4 protein-coding genes and 2 pseudogenes are annotated in these 5,190 nt (G+C 60.3%); 1 reads left to right on the top strand and 5 read right to left on the bottom strand.

What is annotated here, in order from left to right; translation table 11 throughout:
- From EN742_RS23485 to EN742_RS23470, 4 genes and pseudogenes are all read right to left on the bottom strand, one after another.
- Window positions 1–215, bottom strand: a pseudogene (locus EN742_RS23485) (succinate--CoA ligase subunit alpha); the annotation flags it as partial.
- Window positions 216–226: 11 nt separating this feature from the next.
- On the bottom strand, window positions 227–1,411 hold the full coding sequence (locus tag EN742_RS23480) for a malate--CoA ligase subunit beta (RefSeq protein WP_128333336.1): 1,185 nt from the start codon (window positions 1,409–1,411) through the stop codon (window positions 227–229).
- A 9-nt stretch (window positions 1,412–1,420) separates the two neighbouring features.
- On the bottom strand, window positions 1,421–2,371 hold the full coding sequence (locus EN742_RS23475; RefSeq protein WP_128333335.1) for a CoA ester lyase: 951 nt from the start codon (window positions 2,369–2,371) through the stop codon (window positions 1,421–1,423).
- A 215-nt stretch (window positions 2,372–2,586) separates the two neighbouring features.
- Entirely contained in the window at window positions 2,587–3,942 is a 1,356-nt protein-coding gene (locus EN742_RS23470; RefSeq protein WP_128333337.1) for a Glu/Leu/Phe/Val dehydrogenase, read from the bottom strand.
- Window positions 3,943–4,346: 404 nt separating this feature from the next.
- Between EN742_RS23470 and EN742_RS23465 the strand changes: the two genes are divergently transcribed.
- Entirely contained in the window at window positions 4,347–4,604 is a 258-nt protein-coding gene (locus EN742_RS23465) for a hypothetical protein (RefSeq protein WP_128333334.1), read from the top strand.
- 492 nt (window positions 4,605–5,096) lie between these two features.
- On the opposite strand, the pseudogene glnQ reads toward EN742_RS23465, so the two are convergent.
- A pseudogene (gene glnQ / locus EN742_RS39545) lies at window positions 5,097–5,190 on the bottom strand (glutamine ABC transporter ATP-binding protein GlnQ); the annotation flags it as partial.

The following is a 5,190-nucleotide window of genomic DNA, read 5'->3' as shown; positions in this document are numbered from 1 at the left end:
AAGACAATGCTGGTATCGGCGCCGGTCTCGCGCACCGCGTCCTTAACCGTATTGAACACAGGCAGGCCCAGATGTGTCTGGCCGCCCTTGCCAGGAGTGACGCCGCCGACCACATTGGTCCCGTAGCGCTTCATGTCCTCGGCATGGAAACTGCCGATCTTGCCGGTGAACCCCTGGACGAGGACACGAGTATCGCGATTGAGCAGAATGGCCATCTTAGATTTCCTCAGCCAGGTTTTTTCATTGTCACGGAGCGCCACGCTGCAACGGTTTTTTCGGCGGCCTCGGCTAGCGTGTCGGCAACAATAATCGCCTCGCCTGACTCGGCCAAAATGCGCTTGCCCTCATCGACATTGGTGCCAGCCAGGCGCACGACTAGCGGGACAGAAACGCCGACTTCGCGGATTGCCTTGATGACGCCTTCCGCCACCCAGTCGCAGCGGTTTATTCCGGCAAAAATGTTGACCAGAATCGCTTCTACCGCCTTGTCGCCAAGAACAGCGCGGAACGACTTGGCGACACGTTCCGGCGACGCCCCGCCGCCGATGTCGAGGAAGTTCGCCGGTTCCCCGCCGGCCATCTTGATCATGTCCATCGTCGCCATCGCGAGCCCCGCACCATTGATGATGCAGCCGATATTACCGTCGAGGCCGACATAGGAAAGGCCGCGGTCGCTGGCGAAAGTCTCACGCGGATCCTCCTGCGATTTGTCACGCAACTCCGAGATTTCTGGGCGGCGGAATAGCGCGTTTTCGTCAAACGACATCTTCGCATCCAGGGCCACCAAGTTGCCGTCGCGGGTCACGACTAGTGGATTGATTTCGAGCATCGAGGCGTCGTAGTCGCGAAACACGCGATAGCAACCAAGCAGCGTTTCCGTTGCCTTGCCGATCATCGCAGTTTCGAGACCAAGCGCGAAGGCGATCTCGCGGGCCTGGAAATGCTGCATGCCGGCGCCGGGATCCACCGTGGCTCGGATGATCGAATCGGGCTCGTTCTCGGAAATTTCCTCTATGTCCATGCCACCCGACGCGGAGGCCACAATCATCACCCGTTCGGATTTGCGGTCGAGGACAAAGGCCAGATAAATCTCCCGCAGGATATTGACCACCTCTTCGACATAAAGTCGCGACACCAGCTTGCCGCGCGGTCCGGTCTGATGCGTGACCAGCTTGCGCCCGAGCATTGCCTCGGCTGCGGCGAAAATCTCGTCATCAGTTTGGCAGAATTTAATGCCGCCGGCCTTGCCTCTGGCGCCGGAATGGATCTGCGCCTTGACGACCCATTTGTCGCCGCCAATCTCGCTGGCGCGATAGGTCGCCTGCTCCGGGCTATAGGCCAATCGACCGTGAGGCACGTGGACAGAGTATCGGGAGAGAAGTTCCTTGGCCTGGTATTCATGGATGTCCATTTGAAAATCCTATCTGCCTGTGGCGGTCTGGAGGATCGCCTCGTGCACGACAAGCACATTGCGCGCCATACGCTCCGACGCCGCGTCGATCATCTTGCCGTCGAGTGCTGCTGCTCCCTTGCCTTGTTCCTCCGCCTCCTTGAGCACCTCAATGATCCGGCGCGCGCGGGCGACCTCCTTTTCCGGCGGCGAGAAAACGCTATTAGCGAATTCGATCTGCGAGGGATGGATCGCCCATTTGCCTTCGATGCCAAGCGCCGCCGCACGCCTTGCCGCCGCCGCATAGCCATCAGGGTCCGAGAAATCGCCAAACGGCCCGTCGATTGCGCGCAGGCCGTAGGCCCTGCAGGCAATCGTCATCCGCGACAAAGCGAAGTGCCACTGGTCGCCGGGATAGTCGGGGTTGAGCCCGCCAATATTGACGGTGCGCGCCTTGTTGCTGGCCGCATAGTCGGCGACGCCGAAATGCATTGCCTCGAGGCGGCCGGGCGTAGCGGCGATCGTCTCGACATTGGCCATGCCGAGCGCCGTCTCGATAAGCGCTTCCAGGCCGACTCGGGTCTTGTAGCCCCTGGCCATCTCGATCTGGTTGACCATGGCCTCAACCATGTAAAGGTCGGCCGGAACGCCGACTTTCGGCACCAGGATGGTGTCCAGCCGGTCGCCGGCCTGTTCCATGACGTCGACCACGTCGCGGTACATGTAGTGCGTGTCGAGGCCGTTGATTCGCACCGAAACGGTCTTGCCCTTGGCATGCCAGTCGATGTCGTTGAGCGCCTGGATGATGTTCTTGCGGGCGCGTTCCTTGTCCGGCGGCGCGACCGCGTCCTCAATATCGAGAAAGACGAAGTCGGCGGCGCTGTTGGCCGCCTTGTCGATCATCTCCGGGCTCGAACCGGGAACGGCGAGCTCACTACGTTGGAGACGCAATTTTCGTAGATGGTTGACCGTGTGACTCATGATCGTTTTCTCCAATGAACGCTGATGCCGCTTTGCGGAATATGGGTGGCTACGAGATGCGAGAAATACTCAGACCACTCCCCAAGCCTATGCTTGGTGCTTGATCCTCGATTGCCTGCCCCCTCCTTTCAAACCCTCAATTGCCGACGCGCTGTAAAGGCCCCCATCCAGCGCTTGGAACCTGCGCCCTTCGTGATGTTTGGAAAACTAGGGGCTCAGATGCCTATGGCCTCATATGCGCCGGCGATCTGTCGAATGGACGCTACATGGGCGGCCGTTCTGTAGTCGCCGAGTTCCGGCTGTTCCTCAAGGAGATCGGCGATACGCGCCCAAGTGCTTCGCATGACGTCTTCGAGGCCGGACCGAACCAGATCAATCTCGTCGCCTCCCTCCAGGAATTCGTCGCGCACGTCGGCGGGAAACGGCTTGCCTGTCATCCGCTCGAGCGCTGTGGCGATCGTCTGGTTGCGCCGCTCGCGCCGCCGCCTTTCCATCAAGCCGAATGGAATATGGGTCAGGTTCTTCACCCATTCGAAATAGCTGACGATCACACCGCCTGCGTTGACGTAAAGATCGGGGAGGATCGTAACGTCTCGGGAGCGTAGCACCTGGTCGGCCTCGAAGGTCACCGGGCCATTAGCGGCTTCGACGATGAGGTGCGCGTTGATGCGCTCGGCGTTGTCGATGTGTATGGCATTCTCCATCGCCGCGGGGATGAGAATGTCACAGGGCTGTTCCAGGGCCGTCATCCCGCCCCGGAAAGATTTGGCGTCGGCAAAGCCCAGGATGCTGCCGGTGCGCACCTGATGCAGCTTGAGCGCCTCGACCGGAAGACCTTCGGGATTGGCGACATAACCGTCGCGTTCGGCTACGACCGTGATCCGCGCGCCATCTTCCTCGGAGAGGAATTTGGCAGCGTGATAGCCGACATTGCCAAACCCCTGAACAACAACGGACGCCCCCTTGAGGTCCCGCCGTCCAACAATGCCCGGGGTACGGGGATCGCGGAGATAGCTCTGTATGGCGAACTGCACGCCTCGGCCTGTCGCCTCTGTGCGTCCCGCGATCCCGCCTTTCGAGAGCGGCTTTCCCGTCACGCAGGCACGCGCGTTGACTACATCCATCGGGTTGGCGCGGCGGAACTCGTCAACGATCCAGGCCATCTCCCGCTCGCTCGTGCCCACGTCGGGGGCGGGAACGTTGAGGCCAGGGCCGATCAGACCGCGCTTGCTGAGTTCCTGGGTGAAACGCCGGGTGATGCGCTCCAGCTCCTGAGGTGTCCACTCGCGAGGGTCAATCTTGAGTGCGCCTTTCGAACCTCCGAACGGGACATCGACCAGCGCGCATTTGAGCGTCATAAGCGCAGCGAGTGCCTCCACCTCTTCGGCGTCGGCATCGGGCGCATAACGGATACCGCCCTTGACTGGCTCACAATGCTCGCTGTGCACCGAGCGCCAGCCGATGAAGCTGTACATGCGACCGCGGAGTCTCACGCCGAACCGCACCGTGTAGGTCGAGTTGCACTGGATGATCCGCTCGGCCAGCCCCTCGGGCAGGTCGAGAAATTTCATCGCATGCCGAAAGTTCTGGTCAACGCTCTGCAGAAAGCTCGTGGGAGCGGCTTCCAGCTGAACCGCGCTTCCCGACGTCATCGCAGGGGGCGGTTCGCCTGGATGAATTTCTGGTGGTATCATCGCACGCACTAGGTATACCCTTTCTCATATTCACAGGACGCGCTCGGCTTCAGCAATCGGCATGGTGCGGGCACAGAACCTTTCAAACTGGCGCCGTGTGCTACCCGCACGCTTGCAGAAAGGTCTGGCCGTGTGAGCCTCCGTAGCGCAGTTGTTGCGATGCCTTTCATCTGTGGCTCCGAGTCAGTGATTTAGCGCCATCAAACTAGGGGGGCGGGACCGCAGATTGAGAGCGCAATTGCTGCCTTCTCGAGCGCCTTCCTGCAAAAGCAGCCAATAGTTTGCAGGACTTCGCAACTTGCCTTATCGTCGTCGAGCCCAATCCCGACCACGCCGGAACCAACGGAGGTCGCAACCTTGACGGTAACAAAGGCGTCGAAGTTCAGCGATTCGCTTCCGGCCAGTTCTGTAATGTCAACATCGCCTGCGATGCCGGGCCCTTTAACAATCCGAAGGTCCGCAAGGCGCAGCTGCTGACGGCGAATAGCGAAGCCATTTTACAGTTCGTGACGGAAGGTTTTGGACACGCCGGGCAATGACGCTAGCAAACAGGGGCTACCGGTTCTTCTATGCCGAGCGTCAGGCGGCTCACGCCAACATCGAGTAGGCCAAAGAAGCTAATGGCTAAGGCAGGCTATGCCGAGGGCCTCCAGATCAACTGATCGCATCCGATAAGCCGGCGCTCAAAAGCCAACTCGTCGTAGCGCTGCGCGAGATGGCAAAGCCGGCCGGCTACGACATCGAAGTCCAGGCCATGGCGCGTGCAAACCTATCTCGACCAGGTGTGGAAGAGGGGAAGAGGGGCAATCTATGGCGGTTTCTACGCCATGCATTTGGACGGCGGACGAAGCCAAAGGCGGTGTCGTCGACGATCCAGGCCCGGATCTGCCCCTGATACTCAAGCGCCGGCAGAACCTGCGTCAGCATAGTGTATCCAGTTGAAGAACCGCCGATTGTCCTGGATAAGAATTTGATGCAGACCGAACCGCGGGCGAGCGGTGACGGCCATCCCGTGAGAACGGCCTGCACCATCAATGCGACAAGATCTGGCTCAGAAAAAGCTTCGTTCTGTCGTGCTGCGGATTGGTGAAGAAGTCGTGCGGCGCGCCCTCCTCGACCATCCGA

Origin of the sequence: Mesorhizobium sp. M4A.F.Ca.ET.020.02.1.1 (assembly GCF_004022645.1) — a bacterium.
Lineage (GTDB): Bacteria > Pseudomonadota > Alphaproteobacteria > Rhizobiales > Rhizobiaceae > Mesorhizobium.
The sequence above is the reverse complement of the archived record's forward strand: the minus strand, read 5'-3'. Positions and strand labels throughout refer to the sequence as shown.

What these genes read in the sequence shown, in the direction of transcription:
- EN742_RS23475 (WP_128333335.1), bottom strand. Translation starts at nt 2,371, where the DNA reads ATGAGTCACACGGTCAACCATCTACGAAAATTGCGTCTCCAACGTAGT.
- EN742_RS23480 (WP_128333336.1), bottom strand. Translation starts at nt 1,411, where the DNA reads ATGGACATCCATGAATACCAGGCCAAGGAACTTCTCTCCCGATACTCT.
- EN742_RS23470 (WP_128333337.1), bottom strand. Translation starts at nt 3,942, where the DNA reads ATGAAATTTCTCGACCTGCCCGAGGGGCTGGCCGAGCGGATCATCCAG.